This window comes from Qipengyuania gelatinilytica (assembly GCF_019711315.1).
GTDB lineage: Bacteria > Pseudomonadota > Alphaproteobacteria > Sphingomonadales > Sphingomonadaceae > Qipengyuania > Qipengyuania gelatinilytica.
In genome coordinates this window covers 1,922,978-1,947,017 of the sequence record NZ_CP081294.1, presented here as the reverse complement: position 1 = coordinate 1,947,017, position 24,040 = coordinate 1,922,978, and the positions used below count along the sequence as shown (strand labels likewise).

Sequence of the window (24,040 nt, the reverse complement as noted above, 5' to 3'; positions counted from 1 at the left end):
GCGGCCCGAGAGGTCCAGCGGCAGACCGCACAGGGCAAGAAAAAAGCCCGGCGGACGAACCACCGGGCTAGAAAAGTCTTGGGAGAGGATGCCTGAAAGGCAGGTCGACATATGCTTGTCAGACGGAAATTGTGCAAGTGCGAAAAGAACAAGGTTTGTTGAGCGAAGCGCAACTGACTCTTGTAAGGTATTGAAATTCCGTAATCCAGAGTAAGCGCTTATCTCGCTGGTGCAGCACAAGCACGGATGGCACGCGGATTCGCTGCGGTCCCGAGCCAAGCGGTATGTCGGGTCTTCTCTCCCGAAAATTCGCTCGTGCAGGGTCCGGGCTCGATCGTCAGGACGAACGGCGCCTCGCCCGGGATGGCACCCTCACTGCCGCGAAAGACATAGGCGTCTCCGTCCCTCGCCCGTTCGACATCGACCACGCGGTAACGCGCGCCGGAATAGGCCTGGCTGATGGCCATTTTCGAACCACGGTTCTCGAACTTGATGAATGGCTCGCCGAAGTTCGCCTTGAAGTCGCCAGGCGAAGCTGCGCCTGCCAAGTGATCGCTGCGATCGACTTCGGCCCTCAAGATTACCGGATCAGGCTCGCGCGGCTCAGGCTGGGGTGCCGGTTCGGCCTCGCAGGCAGCAAGGATCGGCAAGAGTGCCAGCAATGGTATCGCGCGCATCGATCATCTCCTTGTCCGGGGGGTGACTTATCATAAACTCGGCGCTAGCAGCCACGCTTGTAACGGAGGTCCGATGAACAAGCTCTTTCCTGATGCCGCTTCCGCCCTCGAAGGGCTCCTGCATGACGACATGCTTATCGCCAGCGGAGGCTTCGGCCTTTGCGGCATTCCCGAAAGACTGCTCGAGGCGATCCGCGAAAGCGGCGTGAAAGGCCTGACTTTCGCCAGCAACAATGCGGGGATCGACAATGAAGGCATCGGCATGCTGCTGCGCACGCAGCAGGTGAAGAAGATGATCTCCTCCTATGTCGGCGAGAATAAGGAATTCGAGCGGCAATTCCTTTCGGGCGAACTCGAAGTGGAGTTCTGCCCGCAGGGTACGCTGGCAGAACGCATGCGCGCTGGCGGGGCCGGCATCCCCGGCTTCTATACCAAGACCGGCGTCGGCACGCAGGTGGCAGAGGGTAAGGAAGTGAAGAGCTTCCCGAATCGCGACGGGCAGGAGGAAGACTACATCCTCGAACGCGGCATCTTCGCCGATCTCGCCATCGTGAAAGCGTGGAAGGCGGACGAGACGGGCAACCTCGTGTTCCGCAAGACCGCGCGCAATTTCAACCAGCCCGCCGCGACCTGCGGCAAGGTCTGCGTGGTCGAAGTCGAAGAGATCGTGCCCACCGGCAGCCTCGATCCCGACTGCATCCACCTGCCCGGCGTTTACGTCCAGCGTATGATCGTGGGCGCGCCCTACGACAAGAAGATCGAGTTCGTGACGACGCGCGAAAGGGCAACGGCATGATGCGCGCCGGACTGGTTTCATGCGCCGCACTGGCTCTGGCTGCCTGCCAGACTGTGCCAGCGGCAGAAGCACCCGTAGCCTCGGCGGACGCACCCGATACCATGCAGTGGCTCTATGGCTCTGGCGAAGCTGCCGGCGCCTCGATCCAGGCGTGGCGGAACATCGCCGATTACGCGATCGCCCGCAGCCGCGAGCGCCGTGTACCGCAGTCGGTCACCATGGGTATCGACGGCGCGATTGCCGAGCCCGCAAGCTGCGCCAAGGGCGACAGCTGGAAGCCGCTCGCCGTAGTCTTCGATGTCGACGAGACGGTGATCCTCAACCAGGGCTATGAATACTGGGCCACCACCACCGGCGCCAGCTTCTCCAAGGAGACCTGGGAGAAGTGGGAAAAGACCGGCGCGAGCTACGTCCGCCCGGTTCCCGGTGCCGTGACCGGCATCCGCCGCCTGCGCGAGGCGGGTATCACTCCCGTTTTCAACACGAACCGCGAATTCAGCCCCGAAGGCGCTGCGCGGGCGATTGCCGCCGCCGGACTTGGCGAGGCGATCCACCGCGACACGCTCTTCCTGCGCGGCGATGACGGCGTGAACAGCGGCGACAAGGACGGCCGCCGTGCCCTGATCGCAGAGCATTACTGTGTGGTCGCGCTCGCCGGCGACAATCTCGGTGACTTCGCCGACATCTTCAACGACGATACGCGAACCCCGCTCGAGCGCCGCGAACTGGCTGCTCGCGGGGAGCTTGCGCAGCTTTGGGGGAATGGCTGGTTCGTCCTGCCCAACCCCGTCTACGGCTATTCGCTGAAAGGCACGGTGGAAGAGGTCTTCCCCGAAGGCACCCGCTGGTCGCCCGAAACTGCACCTGCCGATGCGCCCGCAATCATGAACGAAGGCAATTGAGATGACCGACACGCAAGCACGCACCGGTTGGGACCGCAACCAGATGGCCGCCCGCGCGGCCCAGGAGCTGGAAGACGGCTATTACGTCAATCTCGGCATCGGCATCCCGACACTTGTCGCCAACCACATTCCCGAAGGCATGCACGTCACGCTGCAGAGCGAGAACGGCATGCTCGGCATCGGCCCCTTCCCCTATGAGGGCGAGGAAGACGCCGACCTGATCAATGCCGGCAAGCAGACGATCAGCGAACTCCCGCATTCCGCCTATTTCGACAGCTCGCAGAGCTTCGCGATGATCCGCGGCGGGCATATCGACCTGACCGTGCTGGGCGCGATGGAAGTGGCTGAAAACGGCGACATCGCGAACTGGATGATCCCGGGCAAGATGATCAAGGGCATGGGCGGCGCGATGGATCTCGTCGCCGGCGTAAAGAAGATCATCGTGGTGATGGACCACACGGCCAAGGACGGCAGCGCGAAGTTCATCCCCGCCTGCACCCTGCCTCTGACCGGGCAGAACGTGGTCGACATGATTATCACCAATCTCGGCGTGTTCCGCCGCAAGGACCACGACAGCACTTTCGAGCTGATCGAACTGGCCCCGGGCGTGACCGAAGAGGATATCGCGGTCAGCACGACTGCGAAGTACGAGGTCGCTCTCGGCTGAGACGATGGCCGACTGGCTCGACAAACCGCGCAATGAGAATGCCCCGCTTGCCGGGCTGAAAGTGCTCGAACTGGCGCGCGTGCTGGCCGGGCCATGGGCGGGCCAGATCCTCGCCGATCTGGGTGCCGACGTGATCAAGGTCGAAAGTCCGGAAGGCGACAATACGCGCATCTGGGGCCCGCCCTGGGTCGAGCATGGCGGCGAGACGACCAGCGCCTATTACCACGCCTGCAACCGCGGAAAGCGCGGTATCGTGGCCGACTTTCGCGATGCTGACGACCTTGAGCGCGTTGCCGGGCTGGCGCGCGGCGCCGACGTCGTGCTGGAGAATTTCAAGCCGGGCGGCCTCGCCAAGTTCGGGCTCGATTACGAGACGCTGGCGAAGGCCAATCCGGCGCTGGTCTACTGCTCGATTACCGGCTTCGGCCAGACCGGCCCGCGGCGCGACGAGCCTGGGTATGATTTCGTCATTCAGGCGATGAGCGGATTCATGGCGTTGACCGGCGAGCCGGATGGCGATCCCATGAAGATGGGCGTCTCGATCAGCGACCTGTCCACCGGCCTGTGGGCCGCCAATGCCGTTCAGGCGGCGCTGCTGATGCGCCACCGGACCGGCAAGGGACAGTGGATCGACATGAGCTTGCTCGATTGTTCGGTCGGGCTGCTCGCGAACCAGGCGATGAGCTACCTTGCGACCGGCGAAAACCCTCCGCGCATGGGCAATGCGCATGCTCAGGTTAGCGCCTATGGTGTCTTCCCCACGAGTGACGGCAAGGTCGTGCTCGCGCCGGCGAACGATGCGCTGTTCCGCAAGCTGCTGACGGTCCTCGGGCGAGACGACCTGCTCGACGATGCACGCTTCTCGAGCAATGCGTCGCGGGTGGAACATCGCGCCGAAGTCGATGCGCTGATTGCCCAAGCCACGCAGGAATGGTCGCGCGACGACCTGCTCGCGGCTTGCGCGAAAGCGGCCATCCCTGCCGGGCCGATCAACGATATCGACGAGGTGTTCGCCGATCCGCAGACGCAGGCGCGGGGCATGCGGCTGGACATCGACGGAATGCCGTCGGTGCGCAGCCCCTTTGCGTTCTCAGATGCCGAACTGGCGCTGGAGGCCGCCTCCCCCGCCAAGGGGCAGGACGACCCCGACTAAACCTCAACCAAGCGCGGCCTTGAGGTCGTCCACCAGGTCGGTGCGCTCCCACGGGAAGTCGTCGCCATTGGCCTGACGGCCGAAATGGCCATATGCCGCGCTCTTGCGATAGATCGGCTTGTTGAGGCCGAGGTGCATGCGGATACCGCGCGGCGTGAGACCACCGAGCTTTTCGATGTTGCCAATCGCATTCTCGAGCGCCTCGTCGGTAATTCCCTCGGCGCAGGTGCCGTGTGTGTCGACATAGAGCGACAGCGGCTTGGACACGCCGATCGCATAGGACAGCTGGATCGTGCAGCGCTTGGCCAGCCCTGCTGCGACGATATTCTTCGCCAGGTAGCGCGTGATATAGGCGGCCGAACGGTCGACCTTGGTCGGGTCCTTGCCGCTGAACGCGCCGCCGCCATGGGGGGCCGCGCCGCCATAGGTGTCGACGATGATCTTGCGGCCGGTGAGACCCGCGTCGCCATCGGGCCCGCCGATTTCGAAAGCGCCCGTGGGGTTGATGTGCCACTCGGTCTCGTCGGACAGCCAGCCTTCGGGCAGGATCTCGCTGACGACCCCCTTCACATAGGCCTTGAGCTCGGCCTCCTTTTCGCCCTCGTGATAGCCCTTGCCGTGCTGGGTCGAGACGACGACCGCGGTGCAGGCCACCGGCTTGCCATGCTCGTAACGCAGCGAAAGCTGGCTCTTGGCATCGGGTTCGAGGAAGGGCGCGGCGCCGCTCTTGCGGTCGGCAGCCAGCCGCTCGAGGATCTTGTGCGAATAATCGAGCGTCGCGGGCATGAGATCGGGCGTCTCGTCGCAGGCGAAACCGAACATGATGCCCTGGTCGCCCGCGCCTTCGTCCTTGTTGCCGCTGGCATCGACGCCCTGTGCGATCTCGCTGGACTGGCCGTGGAGGTGGTTTTCGAAGGTCAGCGTCTTCCAGTGGAAGCCGTCCTGCTCATATCCGATTTCGCGCACGGTACGACGGACCGCCCGCTCGATCTCGTCCTTCGCGCCGGGAGCCCAGCCGCCATTTACCGCCCATTCGGGATTGTTCATGTCGTACATCGGCGCACAGCGGATTTCGCCGGACAGGATCACGCGCTGCGTGGTCGTCATGGTCTCGCAGGCGACGCGCGATTCGGGATCTTTGGAAAGCATGAGGTCGACAATGGCATCGCTGATCTGGTCGGACACCTTGTCGGGGTGACCCTCCGAAACGCTTTCGGAAGTGAACAGGTAATTGGTGCGCATGAAGGACCCCGACTGAGAGATATAAAGATAGCTTTATGTGCTGCGCGACACGTAACGCTGGTGAAGGCGCATGGCAACCAGCGATCCGGCTAATAGGAGCATCCCCCAAAGGAGGGTCAGCCAGTGCCCCCACCGGGAAAACGGGGTGGGATCACCTGCTGGCGGCACATGGGTGTCGATGCGATCCGCGCGGCCGCGTCCGATGTGATTGCGCACGATGCCCTGCGCATCGATGACCGCGCTGATACCCGTGGTGGTGGAGCGCAGGACCGGCAGCCCTTCCTCGATCGCGCGCATGCGCGCCTGGGCAAGATGCTGCGGGGGTCCCCACTGGCCGAACCAGCCATCGTTCGACGGATTGAAGATGTAGTCGGGTCGCGCGTCGGGCTGGACGACCTCGCCGGAGAAGACGATCTCGTAGCAGATCTGCATCCCGGCCTTGCCGTGCGGACCGAAGTCGAATGTCTGCGGCCCCGGGCCCGGAATGAAGTCGATCGAGCCGGCAACGAGCCGCGACAGGCCGAGCGGTTCGAGCAGGGCACGCATCGGCAGGTATTCGCCATAAGGGACAAGGTGGGCCTTGGAATAGCGCGGACCAAGCGTGCCCTCGGCGTCGATCGGAGTGATCGCATTATAGGCGCCGACAGCTTTTTCACGGCCGTCTACTTCGCCGATTTCCAGGTCGACCGCGCCGGTCAGCAGGAGGCTGCCCTCGCCGATCGTCTGCCCGATCCGGTAGCGTGCAAAGGCCGGGTCGCCGCCCGCCGTCATCTGCACGTAGTAACGCTGCGGATAGCCTTCGCGCAGGTAATCCGGAACGCCGCTTTCGGGCCACAGGACAAGCCGCCTGCTCAAGGGCCGCAGCGGCTTGCTGAGCGAAGCGATCCGCTGGAATTGCTCTTCGAACTTGGTCGGATCGTCGAGTTCGTCCTGGCGCAGGTTCGGCTGCACCAGCGTCAATGGGAGGTAGCCGCCGACAGGTTCGGGTGCGGGCGAGTACATGCCAGCGATCAGGGCGGCACCCGCTATGGCAAGCCCCGGCCAACGGCGCGTCGTAACCAGCCAGGCCATAAGTCCGGAGATTGCGACCGCGATGCCCGAAAGTGCGTAGGTGCCGGTGAAACCGAGCACTGCCGCTATACCGGGCCGTGACCAGTCTCCCAGGAAAGCCATGGAGAACGGCCCCCAGGCATATCCCGTGAAGACCCAGCTACGCAGCCATTCGGCGAGCACCCAGAGGGCGCCGAAAGCCAGCGCGAAGGCAGGCAGGCCCTGCTTTCGTGCTATCATCCAGGCCGCCAGGGCAGCCAGTCCGGGCCAGACGGCGAGATAGAGCGAAAGGAGCGGGACGGCAGCCCAGCCGAGCGCGGCGGGCATCTCCGCCTGATAGGTGAAGGCGGTGGCGATCCAGTTGTTGGTCAGCGTGAAATGCGCAACGCCGAACAGCCACCCGGTGAGGAATGCGCTGCCCTTGCCCGGTTGCTTTGGCACCAGCCAGACGAACGCGCCCATCGCGGCAAGAGCCAGCGCCCAGAGGTGCAGGGGTTGGAAGCCCGTGGCCGAAACGAGGCCGAGCAGCAGCGCCGTCCAATACGGATGCCGCAATGAAAATGCGGAGATACGATCCATCGCCTCCGCCTGTTAGGGCCGCCTACGATATTGGCAAGGGAAAGCGGAAGGGTGAAGCGCGATCAGCCGACCGCGCTTACATCCTCGTCTTCACCTTCCTTGCGACGGCGGCGGCGCGGAGCCGGCTTATCGCCGTCTCCACCGATCGCCGGCGGAAGGACTGCGACGTCGATTTCGCCCTCGTTGCCGGGAGCGCCTTCTTCGTCCTTCTTGGCCTTGCGCGGAGCGCGGCGCTTTTTCGGAGCGACCTCTTCATCGTCGTCCTTGCGCGTGAAGGGGTTTTCCGAAGGCTCGTAATCGCCGCCCTCTTCATCCGAGCCATTGCCGCGCTGCTTGCGGGAGCGGCCTTCCTTCTTCTGGCCCTGGTCATCATCGCGGCGCGAGCGCGAGCGGCGATTGTTGCGGCGATCGTCACCATCGTCGTCCGAATCGTTATCATCGTCCGACTGGTTGCTGCCGCGATCGTCATTGCGCTTGGCTTTCGCCTCTTCCTGGCGCGCCTTGTTGTCGGCGATCACGCGGAAATAGTGGTCGGCGAACTGCAGGTAGTACTCTGCCTGCACGCGGTCGCCGTTGTGCTGGGCGTCCTGCGCAAGCTTCTTGTACTTGTCGAGCAGCTGGGGCGCGTTGCCGCGTGCCCGGCTATCGATCCGGTTTGCCGAATTGCCGCCGCCCTGATTGCGGTTGTTGTTGCGACCGCGACGGCGGTTATTGCGATTATTGTTCAAGGAATACTCGTCCTTTTCATGGCGCGGCGCGAACCCTCGGTTCGCCTCTGGCCGCGTAATCCATCGAACATGCTGCGCCCTCTCGCAACATGTGCGCTCCTGTCTGTGCACGGTATGCAAGGCCCGAAGCCTTGCACCAGAACTGCCATGTCGGAGCTTGGTACCAGCGGGTGGGAAACAACCACACACCACTGGCCTGTGGCCAGAGTTAAAGCCTCGAATCGGCTTTGCCAACCCCTTTATGTCAAAATCAGGGCGCGCGGCCTGTCTGCAAGGTCGCGGCGCAGCTCGACCGTGAACCCCGCAGCCTGCGCAATTTCGCTCACGCTTGCCGATTGTTCGTGTCCGATTTCGAGAATCACCCTGCCGCCATCGGTCAGCAAATTTCGCAATTGGGGAATGATGACGCGATAGTCGTCGAGCCCTTCGGGACCGGCGAAGAGCGCGCCATGCGGCTCGAAACCGCGCACATCGGGCTCAAGCGTGGCGGATTCCTCGACATAGGGCGGGTTGCACAGGATCAGGTCGAACTGGCCCAGTTCGTCTGCCCAGCCCTCCTTGTGCCAGTCGAGGAGGTAGAAGCGTGCGCGGTCTTCCACACCCAGCCGGTCCGCATTGTCGTGAGCCACTGCGAGGGCAGCCGCCGAACGATCGGTCCCGACGCCCTTCGCCGATGTTTCGGCGAGCACGCTCAGCAAGAGCGCGCCCGTTCCCGTGCCGAGGTCGAGCACGCGCGATGGCGCAGGCTTCATCTCGAGGGCACAAGCAACAAGCAATTCGCTATCCCCGCGCGGGATCAGCGTGTCGGCGGTGACGAGGAGTTCACGACCATAGAACTCCTGGTGGCCGAGGATATGGGCCACCGGCTCGCAATTGGCACGGCGGTCGACCAGCGCGGCAAATCCTTCGGGCGCATCGCTCCGCATGGCACGGATCAGCATGTCGGAGCGCTTCATGCCGAGCGCGTCCGCCATCAGCAGTTCCGCATCCAGCCGCGCGGTCGGACTGGTTTCTTCGAGCCGGCTAGCGGCGGCCCGGATGGCGTCGCCGACTGTCGATGTCGTGACCTTAGTCATTGAGCGCGGCGAGCCGCTTCGCCTCGTCCTCTGCAATCAGCGCGTCGACCATTTCGCCAAGACCCGGCCCGGCGATGATCTCGGGCAATTTGTGCAGGGTGAGGCCGATCCGGTGATCGGTCACGCGGCCTTGCGGATAATTATAGGTGCGGATGCGCTCGGACCGGTCGCCGCTGCCGACCATGGCCTTGCGCGCTTCGGCCTCGGCGCCCTGCGCTTCGTCGCGCATTTTCTCGTAGAGGCGCGCGCGCAGGACCTGCATCGCCTTCACGCGGTTCTTCTGCTGGCTGCGTTCGTCCTGGCAGGTCACCACGAGACCGCTCGGTTCATGGGTGATGCGCACTGCGCTGTCGGTCGTGTTGACGTGCTGCCCGCCCGCCCCGCTGGCGCGATAGGTGTCGATCTTGAGGTCGCCCGGAGCGATGTCGATATCGACCTCGTCGGGCTGCGGGAGCACCGCCACGGTCGCCGCCGAGGTGTGGATACGCCCGCCGCTTTCGGTCTCCGGCACGCGCTGGACGCGGTGGACGCCGCTTTCGAACTTCAGCTTGGCGAACACGCCGGTGCCGGTGACATTCGCGACGATTTCCTTGAAGCCGCCGACCTCGCTCGCGTTCATGCTGACAGGTTCGACCTTCCAGCCCTGTTCGGCGGCATAGCGTTCGTACATGCGATAAAGATCGCCCGCGAAGAGCGCGGCTTCGTCACCCCCGGTACCAGCCCGGATTTCGAGCATGGCCGGCTTGTTGTCGGCGCTGTCACGCGGAAGCATGGCGATGGCGAGCTGGCGTTCGGCTTCGGGCAGGCGCTTGCGCAGTTCGGCAAGCTCTTCTTCCGCCATGGCCTTCATTTCCGGATCGGCCAGCATCTCTTCAAGGCTGGCAATCTCCTCGCGCGAAGCCTTCACCTCGGCCGCGACCTTCGCCACCGGTTCCAGCTCCGCATAATCGCGGCTGGCCTTGACGAATTCGTCGCCCTCGAGCGTACCCGATGCCATGCGCGCCTCGAGTTCGGCGAAGCGATTGGCGATCTGGTCGAGGCGTTCGGCAGGAACCTGCATGATCAGCCCAGAAGCTGCTCGATGGAGCCGCGCGCATGATCGTCCGCCTTGATGCGCACGTGTTCGGCCCCGTCGCGAATATCGAAGGCCACGATCTTTTCTGCGCCGGCTTTGACTGCCTTGTCGAAGCGCTTGCGCGGACTGCCCGAGGCCATCAGCTCCGCCGAGTGCCCGGCAGCGCGGATCTTGCCGATCGCGGCAATCGCACGATCGACAAGCTCGTCGTTCTCGACGACGACGATCACGTCTGCCTTGGGTTCGCTCTTGTCGCCCACCAGCATCGCAAGCCGCTCGATTCCCGCGGCCCAGCCCACGGCAGGCGTCGCTGCCCCGCCGAGGCTTTCCATAAGGCCATCGTAGCGTCCGCCACCAAGAATGGTGCTCTGGCTACCCAGCTTGCCAGCGGCTTCGCTGCCCTCGTCGGGAATGAATTCGAAGGCGGTGTGGCGGTAATAATCGAGCCCGCGCACGAGGCTTTCCGCCCGCTGCCATTTCACGCCTGCCGCATCGAGACCGCTGGTGACCGCGTCGAAGAACGCACGCGCATCGTCGGACAGGAACTGGTCGATCTTCGGCGCGTCGGCGACGAAGCGCTGGTCGCGGCGATCCTTGCTGTCGAGAATGCGAAGCGGGTTCTTTTCCAGCCGCTCCTGCGAATCCTCGGACAATTCGTCCTTCACCGCGCGGAAGTGCTCGACCAGCGCAGCCCGCCATGCTTCGCGGCTGTCGCCATCGCCCAGCGTGTTGAGGTGCAGCGTCACGCCGGTGATGTCGAGTTCCTTGAGGAGCTGGTCCGCCATGGCGAGCAGTTCCACATCGGCCTGCGGTTCGGCGGCACCGATGATTTCCGCGTCGATCTGGTGGAACTGGCGATAGCGACCCTTCTGAGGGCGTTCGTAACGGAACAGCGGTCCATGCGTCGCAAGCTTGACCGGCGCGTGCTGCTGCCAGCCGTTCGACAGATAGGCACGCGCGATCCCGGCAGTGAATTCCGGCCGCAGCGTCAGCGATTCGCCGCCGCGGTCCTCGAAAGAGTACATTTCCTTCGAAACAATATCGGTCGTCTCGCCGATCGAACGGGCGAAGACTTCGGTCTTTTCGAATACCGGCATCTCTGCCCGGCGGAAGCGGTAGAGCTTGCGCACGCGCTCGAAGGTCTCGACGACGAAAGCGAAGGCTTCGGCGTCGTGCCCGAAGATGTCCTGTGTGCCACGGATGGCTTGCGGTGTCTTTGGCATGGTGTGCGCGATTAGTGGCAACTGCCCCCTTCCGCAATCCTCACCCTTTCGCTAGGGCGCCCCGCGAAGTCTTTCCGGGGGGAGGGGCCGTCTTGTTTCCGCTTCACGGCGGAACGGTGCCGGCCCGTTCCCCCTCCCAGCCACCCGATGCACTATCAGGGCATGATCGGGTGGCTGGGAGGGGGCGCGGGCTGGAGCCGCCAACCATTAGAGTGAGCATACATGCGCATCGACATGATCCCCGTGGGCGACAATCCGCCCGAAAGCCTGAACGTCATCATCGAAGTCCCCACCGGGGGCGAACCGGTGAAATATGAGTTCGACAAGGAAAGCGGCGCGCTGTTCGTCGACCGCATCCTGCACACGCCGATGCGCTATCCGGCCAACTATGGGTTCATCCCGCACACGCTTTCGGACGATGGCGACCCGCTCGACGCGCTGGTAATCTCGCGCTCGCCCTTCATCCCGGGCTGCGTGGTCCGTGCCCGTCCGATCGGCGTGCTCAACCTCGAAGACGAGCATGGCGGCGACGAAAAGCTGATCTGCGTGCCGGTCGACACGACCTTCCCCTATTACTCCGACGTCGGCCAGACGAAGGACCTGCCCTCGATCATCTTCCAGCAGATCGAGCACTTCTTCACCCACTACAAGGACCTCGAGGCCGAGAAGTGGGTGCGCATCGGTAACTGGGGCGATGCGGACGATGCACGGCGCATCGTGCTCGAATGCATCGAGCGCTACGAAAACAGCAAGAAGTAATACGAAGGGGCGCCACAGAGCGCCCCTTTTTCTGCGCTGCGCCTATTCGACCGGGCGCGAGGAATCGAGCAGGTCCTTGTCCTGCTCTCCTCCGGTCTCGCGGCGCTCGCGCTCGACCATATCGGCGATCTCGTTGACAGGGCGCACGTCCTCTTCAGTCTCGGTAACAGTGATCTGCTGGACCGTTTTCTTCGCCGGCGGCTTGGCTTCCTGCGCGGGAGTTGCGGCCGCACCCTGCTGGAAGGGAACACTGGCGCTGCGCGGATCGAAGCGCAGGCGGTAGATCGGTTCGGGCAGCCCGAAGCCCGCGTCTTCGAGCGCTTCCTTCACTGCGGGAATCGCCTGGCTTTGTGCTTTCCACCAGTCGGTCTTTTCCTGGTTGATCCAGCCCAGGAAACGAATCACGACATTCGAATCGCCCACTTCCATGATCCGTGCTTCGGGTGCCGGATCGTCGAGGACGAAGTCGAGGCTCGCCAAGGTTTCGCGCCCCAGTTGCCGCGCCGCACGCGCATCGTCATCGGCATCGACGCCCAGCTCGAACTCGAAGCGACGCTGGGGATTGCGCGTAAAATTCGTGATGACCGCGCGGAAGACCTGCCCGTTGGGAATGCGCAGGTGGTTGCCATCGAGCGTCATCAGCACGGTTGCCCTGCTGGTCAGGCGGATCACACGGCCTTCCAGATCATCGATCTTCACCCAATCGTTCGCGCGGAAGGGCTGGCGCAGGCTGAGCATGAGCGATGCCAGATAGTTCTCGATCGTCTCGCGCAAGGCGAAGCCCAGCGCCAGGCCGATGACGCCTGCCCCGCCAAGCACCGCGCCCAGCAGTGCCCCTGCCCCGAGAATATCGAGCGCGACGACGAGGCCGCCGACGACGAAGATGAAGCGGATGGCGCTGGCGATCAGCTCGGCAAGGAAGCTGTTGGGTGCGAGCCGGTGCCACAGCGATCCGAGCCCCGCGATCAGGTAACCGATCAGCGAAATCACCGCCCAGACCAGCAATGCCAGCCCGATCAGGGGCAGCATGTCGACGAAGCCCGACCATTTGTCTGCAAGAGCGGCGATGCCGGTCCCTTCGGCACTGATCGACAGGTCGCGCTCAAGGCTGTTCTCGACCGTCACCACCCCCGAAACACGCGAGGCGATCGCTTCGGCGCGGGCGATGTCTTCCTGCTTCGGGACGAGGCCGGAGAGCGATACGACGCCTTGGCTGACCTCTACCGAAACATTCTCGAATGATGGCAGCTCGGCGAAGATACCTTGGATACGCTCGGTAATCCGGTCGTCCGCGCCGACATCGAGCGTATCGTCGATTTGCGGGCCTGCAGCCTCGACTTCAGCGGGTGCTTCGGTGGCAGGCGCCGCAGGCAGGAGCGCTGCCGCTGGCGCAGCCATCAGGAGGGCGAAGGCTGCCAGCAGCCGCTTCATTCGCCAGCCACCGTCATACCGTCGATCCGCAGGGTCGGGACATTGACCGAGCGGTACATCTCGAGATCGTTCGCGGGAGTAAGGCCGCGGAACATATCGGTCAGATGGCCGGCAATGGTGATTTCGGAAACGGCACCTGCAAATTCGCCATTCCTGATCCGGAAACCGGTCGCGCCGCGGCTATAGTCGCCTGTCACCATATTGACCCCCTGCCCATACAGGCCCGTTACGTAGAGGCCGTCTTCTATGTCCGCCATGAGCTCCTCCGGCGTCACGCTGCCCGCTTCGAGGTGGACGTTGCTCGCACTGACCCCGGGCGAACCGCCCGAAGACCGTGCGGCATGCCCGGTCAGGCCGAGGCCGAGCTGGTCGGCGGAAGCGACATTGGTGAGCCAGCCGGTCAATCGTCCACCGTCGATGATCGCCCGCGATGTGCAGGCCACGCCTTCACCGTCGAAGGGACGCGAACGCGCACCGCGCTTGCGCAGCGGTTCTTCGAGAATGCGGATCGAGGGGTCGAACAGTTCATCTTCTTCGCGACCGAGCAGGAAGGTCGACTTGCGAGCGACGGCAGGCGCCCCGATCGCCCCGAGCAAATGGCCGATGAGCCCGCCGCCGATGCGGGGATCGAAGACCACCGGATACTTGCCGCTCGGCATGGACCCGGGATTGAGCCGTGCGACGGCGCGTCGGCCCGCCTCTTCACCGATCTCGGCTTCGCTGGGCAGGTCCGCACGGAAGCGCGCCCCGCGCGAGGCATAGTCTGTCTCCATCGCCCCGCCCTCGCCTGCGACAACGCTTGCCGAAAGCATATGGCCGCTGCCCGAATAGGCGCGGCCGAAACCGTTCGACGTGGCAAGCGCGACCACCGAACGGTCGAACCCGGCACTACCGCCATTGCTGTTGGTGATACCCTCGACAGCTCGCGCGGCTTCCTCGGTGGCGAGTGCCGCTTCGCGCAGCGACTGCGGCTCGGGCCGTTCGGGGTCATCGAGATCGAGATCTGGCAGCTCTCCCGAAAAGAGCGCCTCGGCAGGCGCGAGGCCGGCATGCTGGTCTTCGGGTGCGTGGCCCGCCATTTCCACGGCACGCTGCGCCAGCGCCTTGAGACCCTCTGGCGCGAAATCGCTGGTGTTGATCGACGCGGACCGTTTGCCGACGAACACGCGCAGGCCGATTTCCTCGCTTTCCGAACGCTCGACCTCTTCCAGCTTGCCGAGGCGCATCGACACGCTTTCCGAAGAGTTGGCGCGCGCTATCGCATCCGCGGCATCAGCACCCATTTGCTGCGCCAGCGCGACGAGGTCCTGACAATGCGCCAGTGCTGTCTTGCTATCGATCATATCTTACTGAAACTCCGAAACCCGTTTGCGGGTCCGGGTAGGTAGGCTTGGGCAGTTGCTCAAGCGGTCAATGCGAAAATGGCCTTGGCGATCGCCGTCAGCAGGAAAGGCAGCCCGATGGCGATGATCCAGAGGAAAATCTGGTCGCGGCGGTAAGCACCGGACAGCGCCTCGTCATGCGCATCTTCTTCGGACAGGTTGACCCAGCGGCGTTCGAACCAGCGGCAGGCGGGAATGATCGCGGCGACCAGGAACACGAGCGCAAAATAGGGAAGTGTCGAAGAGACGCCTTGCTTGATCGCATTGACGGTCACGAAAATCTGGAGCCCGGTGTAGACGATCAGCGCGAGTGCGACATTGTCGCTCATCGCCTTGCGCCAGTCATGCAGGTGGCCGCTGTTGCCGTCACCGCTCTCATGCGTGTTGTCGATCGCCTCACCCATCGATCTACTCCCCGTGTTTCTCTCCAAGCACCCAACCTTTCAAAAATGCGGGCTTCTGGCAAGCGATGAGGCGATTCATGCGCAGATTCATGCAGTCCATGCACGAATCCTGCCAAGTTGGTCGAATTCATCGGTCTCGGGGGTTTTCCTCAAGGTCCGGCATGCTATGGCGCTGGCCATGGCCGAAGATCTCCTGAGCGCGGACAACGAAGCTGTCCATGATGCCGCACCCCCCATCCCGCAGGGTGGGCTCGAGGTAATCTCCATCGCCAAGAGCTACGACAAGCGGCAGGTCCTGACCGATATCTCGCTGACCGTGGGCAAGGGCGAAGTGCTCGGCCTGCTAGGACCCAACGGCGCCGGGAAGACGACCTGCTTCTATTCGATCATGGGTCTTGTCCGTCCGGACTCGGGCCGTATCCTCATGGATGGCGAGGATGTGACCAAGCTGCCGATGTATCGCCGCGCGATCCTGGGCCTCGGCTACCTTCCTCAGGAAACCAGCATTTTCCGCGGCATGACGGTCGAGCAGAATATCAACTGCGTGCTCGAAATGGTCGAACCCGATGCCGAGACGCGTGCGGCAGAGCTTGACCGCCTGCTCGACGAATTCGGCCTGACGCGGCTGCGCGAAAGCCCGGCCATGGCGCTGTCGGGCGGCGAACGACGCCGTGCGGAAATTGCCCGCGCGCTGGCAGCGAAGCCTTCGATCATGCTGCTGGATGAACCCTTCGCCGGTATTGACCCGCTTTCGATCAGCGACATCCGCGATCTCGTGAAGGACCTCAAGACGCGCGGCATCGGCGTGCTGATCACCGACCACAACGTCCGCGAGACGCTCGAGATCGTGGACCGCGCATGCATCATCTATGGCGGGCAGGTGCTGTTCGCCGGAACGCCCGAGGCACTGGTCGCCGACGAAAACGTCAAGCGACTCTACCTTGGCGAAAACTTCACGCTGTGATGACGGCGCGCGCCCGGAGTTGAAGGCATGGCGCTTGGTCCGAGGCTAGACCTACGGCAGACCCAGTCGCTGGTGATGACGCCGCAATTGCAGCAGGCGATCAAGCTGCTGGCGCTGTCCAACCTCGAAATCGAGACTTTCGTATCCGAAGCGCTCGAGAGCAATCCGCTGCTCGAAGTGGGCGAAGTGACCCGCGAAAAGGGTGAGGATTCAGGCGACGCTCCGACCGGCGAACACGAGGCCACGCCCGATTTCGACGGCGAGGGCGCGCTGGATATCGCCAATTATGCGCAAGACACCGAGGCCGCACCCGGCGACCGCGGAGACTGGTCCGAGACCGCCGGCGCGGGCCTGTCGAGGGAGGCGCTCCCGGATCTGGAAAACAGGTCGAATGACAGCATCAGCCTGACGGAACACCTGAGCGGCCAGATCGGCTCGCTTTCCTACAATCCACAGGAAGCGCTGATCGCGACGCGGATTATTCACGAACTCGACGAAGCGGGTTACCTGCACACCTCCCTGCGTGACCTGGCCGACGAACTGGGCGCCCCGCTGGTCGAGGTGGAGGACGCGCTCGAGCTGGTCCAGTCGCTCGATCCGACCGGCGTTGGCGCGCGGAACCTTGGCGAATGCCTCGCCCTCCAGGCGAAGGAAGCCGATCGCTTCGATCCCTGCATGCAGCGGCTGATCGAGAACCTCGACCTCCTGGCTTCAGGCGACATCGCCCGCTTGCGCCGCCTGTGCGAAGTCGATGACGAGGACTTCGCCGATATGCTGGCGGAGCTCAGGAGCTACGACCCCAAGCCCGGCTGCCGATATGGCGGCGAGGCCGAGGCGGCTATCGTACCCGACGTGCTGGTGACGCCCGGTTCAGGCGGCGGCTGGCAGATCCGCATCAACGAGGCCAGCCTGCCGCGCCTCGTCGTGAACCGCGAATATTTCGTCGAGCTCGAAGCAGGTGCGCGCGACAAGGCCTCGCGCGCATGGCTCAATGAGCAGCTGGGCGAAGCCGACTGGCTGATCCGCGCCCTCGACCAGCGGCAAAAGACCATCCTCAAGACGGCGAGCGAGATCGTGACGCTTCAGGAAGGCTTCTTTCGCGAAGGCGTGTCTGCGATGCGCCCGCTGACCCTGCGCGAGGTCGCAGAGCGAATCGACATGCACGAATCCACCGTCAGCCGCGTGACGAGTAACAAATACCTGTCCTGCCCGCGCGGAACCTTCGAGATGAAGTATTTCTTCTCCAGCGGAGTTGCGGCGGCCGACGGCGAAGGCGCCAGCAGCGAGGCGATCAAGGCACGTATCAGGGCGCTATGCGATGCGGAGGACCCGAAGAAAGTCCTGTCCGACCAGAAGCTTGCCGACCTCCTGAACGAGGAAGGCTTCGACCTCGCGCGGCGCACCGTGGCAAAATATCGCGAGGCCATAGGCATCGGATCGAGCGCGCAGCGCCGCCGCGAGAAGAAGCTTCGCAACATTTGATAAAGCGACTGGTGCAGCCCCGTCACAGTCGAAAAAGTTAACGGCTTTTACCTCACGTTAACCTTTTCCATTCACACCCATATTGGTTAACGAATGACATCGCCCCTCATCGGGGCTGGGGAAACAGGGCTAGGGGGACTATCCCATGCGTGTACTGCTGATCGAAGACGAGCCGACAACCGCCAAGGCGATCGAGCTCATGCTCACTACCGAAGGCTTCAACGTCTACTCGACCGATCTGGGCGAAGAAGGCCTCGATCTGGGCAAGCTGTATGATTACGATATCATCCTGCTCGACCTGAACCTTCCGGACATGCACGGCTATGACGTGCTCAAGAAGCTCCGCGTCGCCAAGGTGCAGACGCCGGTCCTTATCCTCTCGGGCATTGCCGAGATGGATTCGAAGATCCGCAGCTTCGGTTTCGGCGCCGACGATTACGTCACCAAGCCGTTCCACCGCGAAGAACTCATCGCTCGTATCCACGCCGTGGTGCGCCGCTCGAAGGGCCACAGCCAGTCGATCATCCGCACCGGCAAGCTCGCCGTGAACCTCGATGCGAAGACCGTCGAAGTCGACGGTGCCCGCGTCCACCTGACCGGCAAGGAATATGCGATGCTGGAGCTGCTTTCGCTCCGCAAGGGCACCACGCTGACCAAGGAAATGTTCCTGAACCACCTTTACGGCGGCATGGACGAACCCGAGCTCAAGATCATCGACGTCTTCATCTGCAAGCTGCGCAAGAAGCTCAGCCATGCATGCGGCGGCGAGAACTACATCGAAACCGTCTGGGGCCGCGGATATGTTCTCCGCGATCCGAACGAAGAGGCCGAGGCCGCCTGAGAACAAAGTCGCTTTTCGCGACGGGAGGAGGCCCCGGTCACCCAAATGGGTGCCGGGGCTTTACCTTTAAATATGAACAGATCGCCGATTTTCTGTTTATCGGGAACGACTTGCGCTAGGGGTTGTTACGTAATTCAGCTATGTGATTTGCATCACCAAGCGTTTTTATCAGGGGGAGTTTTAGTCGGGCGCAAGGGGGCTGCGCATGCGACGTGTTTGCCGGACACCGGCGGAGGATTTCGCAATGCCTGCACTTGGTCAACCGAAGGTAGCGATCGTCGAGGACGACGAGATTCTCGCCTTCATGCTCGATGAAACCTGCAAATCCGCCGGATGCCAGGTCGTCGGCCGCGCGGGCAACGCCCGCGACGCGCTGCGGCTCCTGCGCGATGCGCCGCCCGATTTCCTCATTCTCGATTTCGCCCTCGACGGAGAGCATGACGGCCTTGAAGTGCTAGAAGCGGTCAAGCAGGCCAGCCCGGACATGTTCACCATCCTGGTGACGGGATGGGACCTCAACGACATCGCCGCACGCCTGGACGGGATCGAACCCGATCGCATCCTGCGCAAACCGGTGATGCCGCATGTCCTCACCAGCCTCATCGAAACCAGCTTCGCCGCGAAGCAGGACCGCCGCGACGAAGCCGGGCGCCACACCACGCACTAGGCCGATCTAGTCGCGCGAATTGCCTTTCAGCCCGTTCGCGAGATCAAGCCCGCTCGGCTCCTGGAAGATGCGCAGGCCGAACTGCGGCAGGATCGCGAGCATGTGGTCGAAGATGTCGGCCTGGATGGCCTCGTAATCGCCCCAGTCCACAGTATCGGTAAAGCAGTAGATCTCCAGCGGCAGGCCTTGCGGTCCGGGCGGGAGCTGGCGGACAAGCAGGGTGAAACCCTCGCCCGCAATCCGCGGATGGCTTTTCAGATAGGCAATCACATAGGCGCGCAGCGTCCCGATATTGGTAATCCGCCGCGCGTTGATCTCGTCGATGCCGCTGGCCAGCTCGTGCCGGTTCCATTCGGCGATCTCTTCCTCCTTGCGGGCAAGGTAGGCATCGAGCAGCTTGAAGCGCTTGAGACCGGCGAGCTCCTCATCGCCTAGGAAGCGGACGGAATTCTGGTCGATCACTAGGCTGCGCTTGATCCGCCGCCCGCCGCTTTCGCTCATCCCGCGCCAGTTGCGGTAGCTGTCCGAAATAAGCCGGTGCGTGGGGATGGTGGTGATGGTCTTGTCGAAGTTCTGGACCTTCACCGTGTGCAGCGCGATATCGATCACGTCGCCATCCGCACTCATGCTGGGCATTTCGATCCAGTCGCCGACCCGCAGCATGTCGTTGCTGGTCAGTTGGACACTGGCAACTAGGCTCAGGATCGTGTCCTTGAAGACCAGCAGCAGGACCGCTGCCATTGCGCCGAGGCCCGACAGCAGCAGCAAGGGCGACTGTTCGATCAGCACTGCGATCATGAGGATCGCCGCGCCGCAGAAGACCGCGATCTTCAGGACCTGCACATAACCCTTGATCGGGCGGCTGCGTGCCTCGGGCCTGCGCGCATAAAGCTCGTTGGCGTAGTTAAGAGCCCAGTTGATCCCCATCGCCACCGAAAACACGATGAACGCCTGCGCGACATTCACCGTTACTGTCACCACCTCTTCGGGCAGGTTCGGCACCGCCTGAATACCGCGCGATACGATGAGCAGCGGGATGACCGTTGCCAGCCACGCAGCCGACTTGTCCGCCGTCAGGCTGCGCGTATCGAGATAGGGTGCGGCCATGCGCAGCAGCACGCGCTTGATGATCCAGTTCACCAGCAGCGCGACCAGCGCGAGCCCCGTCAGGGCAATCAGCGATTGCAGCCAGAGCGCGAGTTCGAAGTAGTCGTAGAGCAAGTCTTCCATATGCCTGCTGCGCCTAGCGAAAGGCCCCTGCCCGCCTCAACCCCGAATTGCTGGACAATCCGCGCCAAAATCGCCTAGCGGGCACGCCATGTCAGCATTCAAGGAAGGCGATCCGACCACGCTCAACCGGCTTTATGGCCGCAGCCAGGGCAAGCCCCTGCGCGCCGGCCAGCAAGAGCTGGTGGACAAGCTCCTGCCGCAGATCGCCGTGCCTGCAAAAGGTCCGGTGACGTCGGAAACGCTGTTCGGTTTCGACCGACCGCTCCATTTCGAAATCGGCTTCGGTGGCGGCGAGCACATGGCCTATCGCGCGGATCTGCTGCCCGATCACGGTTTCATCGGTGCAGAGCCCTTCCTCAACGGCGTCGCACAGGCGCTGACGCATGTGCACGAGGGGACCCTGGCGAATGTTCGCATTCACCATGGCGATGCGCTCGATGCCCTCGCCCGCGTGCCCGACGGCGCGCTCACCATGCTTTACCTGCTTCATCCCGACCCCTGGCCGAAGAACAAGCATGCCAAGCGCCGGATGATGAACGATGGCCCGGTGCGCATGTTCGCAGACAAGCTGAAGCCCGGCGGCGAATTCCGTTTCGGCACCGACCATCCGGTCTATTTGCGCCACGCGCTCATGGTGATGCGGCGCTTTACCGACGTGTTCGAATGGGTCGTGGAAGATCGCCACAGCTGGGAAAACCGGCCATCTGGCTGGTGCGAGACGCGCTACGAGCACAAGGCCCGCACCACCTACGGCCACGAGGTCTGGTACTTCCGTTTTCGCCGCAAGTAACGCGGTTCAGAGCACCTCGCGCAAGGAAGCCATCAGCGCGGCTGCATCGCACCTTCGACCATGGCCTTCGAAACACCATCGGACAAAGGCGCCATATAGGCACAGTTGAGATAGTGGACGTCGTCCGGGATGGCGAAGCGGTGGCGCTGGCTGTCGATCGACTTGATGTGGGATAGCTAGCCCGCCGCGGTGCGATTGCGAAGCGGCTTTGCGGAACGCGCTCGCCTCGTACCCATTATGTGGGAAAGAGACCCGAGGAGCTTCCGCTTGATTACCACTACCAATCCCGCGACCGGCGAGACCATCGCCGAATACGAAACGCTCGACGAAAACGGCATCGACCGGAAACTGGAACAGGCGTCGCGCGCCTACAGCGATTGGAAGCATTCGCCGATGGAACGGCGCACCGAGCTGCTAAACGCGCTCGGCGACCTGTACGAAGACAACGAGGAAGAACTTGCGCGGCTCGCCGTCACCGAGATGGGCAAGCCGATCACGCAGGCCCGTGGCGAAGTCGGGAAATGCGCAAGCCTGTTTCGCTATTATGCGAAAGAAGGCCCGCCGATGCTGGATTCCAGATTCTGGGACCTGTCCGACGGCGGAAGGGCCGAGGCGCGGTGGCTGCCACAGGGCCCGGTCCTGGCGGTCATGCCGTGGAACTTCCCCTATTGGCAGGTCGTACGCTTCCTCGCGCCGACCATCCTTGCCGGGAATGTCGGAGTGCTCAAACATGCGAGCATCGTGCAGGGCGTTGCGAAGCGGATGGAGGAACTGGTCCTCGAAGCAGGCGGCCCCGAAGGCTTGTTCCAGAACCTGTGTGTTTCATCCGATCCGATCGGAAAGGTCATCGACGACCCGCGCATCGTGGCCGCCACGTTGACCGGCAGCGAGGGCGCCGGAAGCGCCGTGGCCGAAAGGGCGGGCAAGAACCTCAAGAAGGTGGTGCTCGAACTGGGCGGGACCGATCCCTTCATCGTGATGCCTTCCGCCGATCTCGACCAGGCCGTGAAGGACGCGGTCTTCGCCCGCATCCAGAACAATGGCCAATCCTGCATCTGCGGCAAGCGCACGATCGTGCACGCGGATATCTACGAGGAATTCTCGGACCGGTTCATCACCGCGCTGAAGGATGTGAAACTGGGCGATCCGATGAACGACGATACCGAGCTCGGCCCGCTTTCCAGCGAAGGCCAGCGCGATACCGTCCTCGATCAGGTGAAGAAGGCGCAGGAGGAAGGTTGCACACTGGTCTTCGGCGGCGAGAAGATCGACCGGCCCGGCGCCTGGATGACCGCCGGCCTGCTCACCGATGTGCCGCTTGCCAGCGATACCGGGACCGACGAAATCTTCGGCCCCGTCGGACAGCTCTACAAGGCAAAGGATATCGACGAGGCGACCACCATCGCCAACGCCATTCCCTATGGCCTCGGCTCGGCCGTCTGGACCAATGACGAGGACGAGAAAGAGCATTTCGCCAACGCCATCGAGGCTGGCATGACGACGTTCAACGCAGTCAACGGATCGAGGATCGAAGCGCCCTTCGGCGGCATCAAGCGGTCGGGACATGGCCGCGAACTGGCCGATTTCGGCCTGCATGAATTCATGAACCTGAAAACGCTGGTCCATCCGGCCTAGGAGACACCACAATGACCAAACACGTCCTCATCGTCGGCGCCTCGCGCGGCATTGGCCTCGGCCTTGCAGAAGAGTTCAAATCGCGCGGCTGGGATGTCACCGGCACCGAGCGCTCGAAAAGCGAAGACCTGCACGCGCTCGAAGGTGTGGCGGTCGAGACGCTGGACGTCACCGACCCTTCGACTTTCGGCAATGTAGCGGGCGAATTCGACGCGGTGATCGTCAATGCAGGCATCACCGGCGCCAAGCACCAGTCGAGCGAGCAGGCGACGCCGGACGAGGTTGCCGAAGTGATGATGACCAACGCCTTCGGCCCCGCGCATCTCGGCAAGAAGCTGCTGCCCCAGATCAAGCAGGGCGGCTCGCTGTCCTTCATGAGTTCGCTCATGGGTTCGATCGAGGACAGCTCTGGCGGATACGAGCTCTACCGGACGAGCAAGACCGCGCAGAACATGCTCGCGAAGGGCATCGCCGAGCAGGATGCGTCGGAGCGCGACGTAGCCGTTCTCTCGCTGCATCCCGGCTGGGTGCAGACCGACATGGGCGGGCCCAATGCCCACATCACTGTCGAGGAAAGTGCAAAGGGCCTCGCCGATGTCATCGAGAATGCGAGCGGTGGTTACGCATATGTCGACTACACCGGCAAGGCCCTGCCGTTCTGATCGAGATCTAGCTTAGAAGCGCAGGCCGATCCCGGCGACGATCTGGTCGGTCGTCGCCTCACCCTGGTCGATATCGGCGAGGTCGTTGTACTGCGAACGACGATACTCGATGCGCGCTTCGAGTGCGGAAGGCAGCTCGATCTGGATGCCCGCACCATAGCGGATGCCGTCGGTATTCTCTTCGAGATCCGACAGCGATCCGCTCGATGTGAACGCGGTCGTGTCGAGCGAGGTGTAGCCGACCTTGCCATAGGCGGCGATGCCGGGCGTCAGGGCGAAGCCTGCACGGGCACCGAGATAATACTGGCCGCTGGTTTCCAGCCCTTCGCGAGCGCCAGCAAAGCTGCCCGGGAAGCTGGTCGAACCGTCGCTGGTCGACAGCTCGCCCTCGACGCCGACGAATGCGCCGCCGAGGCTGAGGTCATAACCGGCATTGATACCGTAGACTGCAGAATCGGCGGTCGCCGTGGCGGTGCCGTCGGTCGATTCAACATTGACCCCTTCATAGCCGCCCAGAGCACCGATGTAGAAGCCGCCGGGGGCTTCCGTATCATCTGCCATTGCGGGGGTTGCAGCAAATCCAGCGCCGATGACGGCGAGTGCGATAATCTTTTTCATTTGCGAT

Annotated in this window: 24 protein-coding genes; 12 read left to right on the top strand and 12 right to left on the bottom strand. The window is 63.2% G+C overall.

All coding sequences use genetic code 11. The features are described from left to right. Positions 1 to 218: 218 nt before the first annotated feature. Complete coding sequence (locus tag K3136_RS09800) at positions 219 to 677, bottom strand: hypothetical protein (protein WP_221430133.1); 459 nt, start codon at positions 675 to 677, stop codon at positions 219 to 221. A 73-nt stretch (positions 678 to 750) separates the two neighbouring features. On the opposite strand from K3136_RS09800, the gene K3136_RS09795 reads away from it, so the two are divergent. The 4 genes from K3136_RS09795 to K3136_RS09780 are packed head-to-tail and all read left to right on the top strand — an operon-like array spanning position 751 to position 4,195. Beyond that, the gene (locus tag K3136_RS09795) at positions 751 to 1,473 is read left to right on the top strand and encodes a CoA transferase subunit A (RefSeq protein ID WP_221430132.1); all 723 of its coding nucleotides are present in this window, start codon (positions 751 to 753) and stop codon (positions 1,471 to 1,473) included. Then, positions 1,470 to 2,375, top strand: coding sequence for a 5'-nucleotidase, lipoprotein e(P4) family (locus tag K3136_RS09790; protein ID WP_221430131.1), 906 nt, complete (start codon positions 1,470 to 1,472; stop codon positions 2,373 to 2,375). Before K3136_RS09795 ends, K3136_RS09790 begins: the two co-directional genes overlap by 4 nt. 1 nt (position 2,376) lies before the next feature. Beyond that, a complete protein-coding gene (locus K3136_RS09785; protein WP_221430130.1) occupies positions 2,377 to 3,042 on the top strand; it encodes a CoA transferase subunit B in 666 nt (221 codons plus the stop codon). Positions 3,043 to 3,046: 4 nt separating this feature from the next. Beyond that, the gene (locus tag K3136_RS09780) at positions 3,047 to 4,195 is read left to right on the top strand and encodes a CaiB/BaiF CoA transferase family protein (RefSeq protein WP_221430129.1); all 1,149 of its coding nucleotides are present in this window, start codon (positions 3,047 to 3,049) and stop codon (positions 4,193 to 4,195) included. Positions 4,196 to 4,198: 3 nt separating this feature from the next. Here the strand turns inward: K3136_RS09780 and metK are convergent, their stop codons facing one another. From metK to hisS, 6 genes are all read right to left on the bottom strand, one after another. Continuing rightward, positions 4,199 to 5,437 carry a methionine adenosyltransferase gene (metK, locus tag K3136_RS09775; protein WP_221430128.1) on the bottom strand — a complete coding sequence of 413 codons (1,239 nt, stop codon included), beginning with the start codon at positions 5,435 to 5,437 and terminating at the stop codon, positions 4,199 to 4,201. 33 nt (positions 5,438 to 5,470) lie between these two features. Continuing rightward, entirely contained in the window at positions 5,471 to 7,066 is a 1,596-nt protein-coding gene (lnt, locus tag K3136_RS09770; protein ID WP_221430127.1) for an apolipoprotein N-acyltransferase, read from the bottom strand. 62 nt (positions 7,067 to 7,128) lie between these two features. Then, positions 7,129 to 7,794 (bottom strand): DUF4167 domain-containing protein, encoded by a 666-nt coding sequence (locus K3136_RS09765; RefSeq protein ID WP_221430126.1) that lies wholly within the window; start codon positions 7,792 to 7,794, stop codon positions 7,129 to 7,131. Between the two features lie 239 nt (positions 7,795 to 8,033). Next, the gene (gene prmC / locus K3136_RS09760; RefSeq protein WP_221430125.1) at positions 8,034 to 8,870 is read right to left on the bottom strand and encodes a peptide chain release factor N(5)-glutamine methyltransferase; all 837 of its coding nucleotides are present in this window, start codon (positions 8,868 to 8,870) and stop codon (positions 8,034 to 8,036) included. Beyond that, the gene (prfA, locus tag K3136_RS09755; protein WP_221430124.1) at positions 8,863 to 9,930 is read right to left on the bottom strand and encodes a peptide chain release factor 1; all 1,068 of its coding nucleotides are present in this window, start codon (positions 9,928 to 9,930) and stop codon (positions 8,863 to 8,865) included. The genes prmC and prfA overlap by 8 nt, the downstream gene beginning before the upstream one ends. 2 nt (positions 9,931 to 9,932) lie before the next feature. After that, positions 9,933 to 11,168 carry a histidine--tRNA ligase gene (hisS, locus tag K3136_RS09750; protein WP_221430123.1) on the bottom strand — a complete coding sequence of 412 codons (1,236 nt, stop codon included), beginning with the start codon at positions 11,166 to 11,168 and terminating at the stop codon, positions 9,933 to 9,935. Between the two features lie 222 nt (positions 11,169 to 11,390). On the opposite strand from hisS, the gene ppa reads away from it, so the two are divergent. Further along, positions 11,391 to 11,927, top strand: a complete 537-nt coding sequence (ppa, locus tag K3136_RS09745) for an inorganic diphosphatase (protein WP_221430122.1) — start codon at positions 11,391 to 11,393, stop codon at positions 11,925 to 11,927. Between the two features lie 42 nt (positions 11,928 to 11,969). On the opposite strand, the gene K3136_RS09740 is transcribed toward ppa, so the two are convergent. From K3136_RS09740 to K3136_RS09730, 3 genes are read right to left on the bottom strand one after another with little or no spacing between them, the layout of a single operon-like run. Next, complete coding sequence (locus tag K3136_RS09740) at positions 11,970 to 13,358, bottom strand: mechanosensitive ion channel family protein (RefSeq protein WP_221430121.1); 1,389 nt, start codon at positions 13,356 to 13,358, stop codon at positions 11,970 to 11,972. Next, complete coding sequence (locus K3136_RS09735; RefSeq protein WP_221430120.1) at positions 13,355 to 14,701, bottom strand: TldD/PmbA family protein; 1,347 nt, start codon at positions 14,699 to 14,701, stop codon at positions 13,355 to 13,357. The genes K3136_RS09740 and K3136_RS09735 overlap by 4 nt, the downstream gene beginning before the upstream one ends. Before the next feature lie 59 nt (positions 14,702 to 14,760). Then, complete coding sequence (locus K3136_RS09730) at positions 14,761 to 15,144, bottom strand: hypothetical protein (protein WP_221430119.1); 384 nt, start codon at positions 15,142 to 15,144, stop codon at positions 14,761 to 14,763. 178 nt (positions 15,145 to 15,322) lie between these two features. Between K3136_RS09730 and lptB the strand changes: the two genes are divergently transcribed. From lptB to K3136_RS09710, 4 genes are all read left to right on the top strand, one after another. Then, on the top strand, positions 15,323 to 16,108 hold the full coding sequence (gene lptB / locus K3136_RS09725) for an LPS export ABC transporter ATP-binding protein (RefSeq protein ID WP_221430118.1): 786 nt from the start codon (positions 15,323 to 15,325) through the stop codon (positions 16,106 to 16,108). A 27-nt stretch (positions 16,109 to 16,135) separates the two neighbouring features. After that, complete coding sequence (gene rpoN, locus K3136_RS09720) at positions 16,136 to 17,590, top strand: RNA polymerase factor sigma-54 (protein WP_221430117.1); 1,455 nt, start codon at positions 16,136 to 16,138, stop codon at positions 17,588 to 17,590. Between the two features lie 145 nt (positions 17,591 to 17,735). Continuing rightward, positions 17,736 to 18,431 (top strand): response regulator transcription factor CtrA, encoded by a 696-nt coding sequence (gene ctrA, locus K3136_RS09715; RefSeq protein WP_090477376.1) that lies wholly within the window; start codon positions 17,736 to 17,738, stop codon positions 18,429 to 18,431. A gap of 244 nt (positions 18,432 to 18,675) precedes the next feature. Next, positions 18,676 to 19,098 carry a response regulator gene (locus K3136_RS09710; protein ID WP_221430116.1) on the top strand — a complete coding sequence of 141 codons (423 nt, stop codon included), beginning with the start codon at positions 18,676 to 18,678 and terminating at the stop codon, positions 19,096 to 19,098. 6 nt (positions 19,099 to 19,104) lie between these two features. Here the strand turns inward: K3136_RS09710 and K3136_RS09705 are convergent, their stop codons facing one another. After that, complete coding sequence (locus tag K3136_RS09705) at positions 19,105 to 20,328, bottom strand: mechanosensitive ion channel family protein (protein WP_221430115.1); 1,224 nt, start codon at positions 20,326 to 20,328, stop codon at positions 19,105 to 19,107. Positions 20,329 to 20,416: 88 nt separating this feature from the next. On the opposite strand from K3136_RS09705, the gene trmB reads away from it, so the two are divergent. From trmB to K3136_RS09690, 3 genes are all read left to right on the top strand, one after another. Further along, positions 20,417 to 21,118, top strand: coding sequence for a tRNA (guanine(46)-N(7))-methyltransferase TrmB (gene trmB / locus K3136_RS09700; RefSeq protein WP_221430114.1), 702 nt, complete (start codon positions 20,417 to 20,419; stop codon positions 21,116 to 21,118). Between the two features lie 267 nt (positions 21,119 to 21,385). Further along, on the top strand, positions 21,386 to 22,753 hold the full coding sequence (locus K3136_RS09695; RefSeq protein WP_247711326.1) for an NAD-dependent succinate-semialdehyde dehydrogenase: 1,368 nt from the start codon (positions 21,386 to 21,388) through the stop codon (positions 22,751 to 22,753). 11 nt (positions 22,754 to 22,764) lie between these two features. Further along, a complete protein-coding gene (locus tag K3136_RS09690; RefSeq protein ID WP_221430112.1) occupies positions 22,765 to 23,415 on the top strand; it encodes an SDR family NAD(P)-dependent oxidoreductase in 651 nt (216 codons plus the stop codon). A gap of 12 nt (positions 23,416 to 23,427) precedes the next feature. On the opposite strand, the gene K3136_RS09685 is transcribed toward K3136_RS09690, so the two are convergent. Next, positions 23,428 to 24,033 (bottom strand): outer membrane protein, encoded by a 606-nt coding sequence (locus tag K3136_RS09685; RefSeq protein ID WP_221430111.1) that lies wholly within the window; start codon positions 24,031 to 24,033, stop codon positions 23,428 to 23,430. Positions 24,034 to 24,040 lie beyond the last annotated feature (7 nt).